This is a genomic window from Blastococcus sp. SYSU DS0973 (genome assembly GCF_054051055.1).
The window spans coordinates 1-776 of the sequence record NZ_JBJHAN010000022.1 but is presented as its reverse complement, the minus strand read 5'-3'; the positions used below and the strand labels follow the sequence as shown (position 1 = coordinate 776).

Genomic DNA, 776 nt, shown 5'->3' with positions numbered 1-776 from the left:
CGGTGCAGGTACAGAGAGCCGCCCTGGAAGTGCGCGAACTGGGCCAGCCCGTCCGGGGTGCTCGCGGCATCTGCGGTGGGCATGCCCAGGTCGCCGCCGTCACCACCGGCGGCCAGCCAGGCATCCCGCACCGCATCACCGACGACCCACGCCCCACCGGCCGCCGACCAGTAGATCCAGCCCCGCTGGAACCGCACCACCTGCCCGGCCGCACCCGGCGTCGCCACCTGATCGGCCACCGGATAACCCAGCGCACCGGCCTCCCAGCCCGCCGCCGCCCACCGGTCCCGCACCGGGGCCAGCAACATCCGCGCACCCGTGCTCGAGGACCAGTACACCGACCCCCGCTCGAAGTGCGCGAACATCCCCCCATCGGCCAACCGCGTCACATCGGAGACCGGATAACCCAGCGGGCCGTTCTCCCAGCCCGACGCCGCCCACCGGTCCCGCACGACCCCCGACACGATCCGCGCACCCGTGGCCGGCGACCAGTAGACCGAGCCCCGCTCGAAGTGGACGAACCGCCCACCCCCGGGCAGCGCAGTCACGTCGGTGGTCGGATAACCCAGCGCACCGTTCTCCCACCCCGCCGCCGCCCACCGGTCCCGGATCTCCAGCGACACGATCCGCGCACCCGTGGCCGGCGACCAGTAGACCGACCCACCCTCGAAGTGCTGGAAACACCCACCATCACGCAACCCGCACGTGGTGTCCCCCACCGGATAACCCAACGCACCCCGCTCCCACCCCGCCGCAGCCCACCGGTCACGGATCGG

Annotated in this window: 1 protein-coding gene; it reads right to left on the bottom strand. The window is 72.9% G+C overall.

What is annotated here, in order from left to right:
- Positions 1–719 (bottom strand): LGFP repeat-containing protein (locus ACI791_RS17910; protein ID WP_456587266.1); only part of this gene is annotated, 719 nt, incomplete at its 3' end.
- Positions 720–776: the final 57 nt, after the last annotated feature.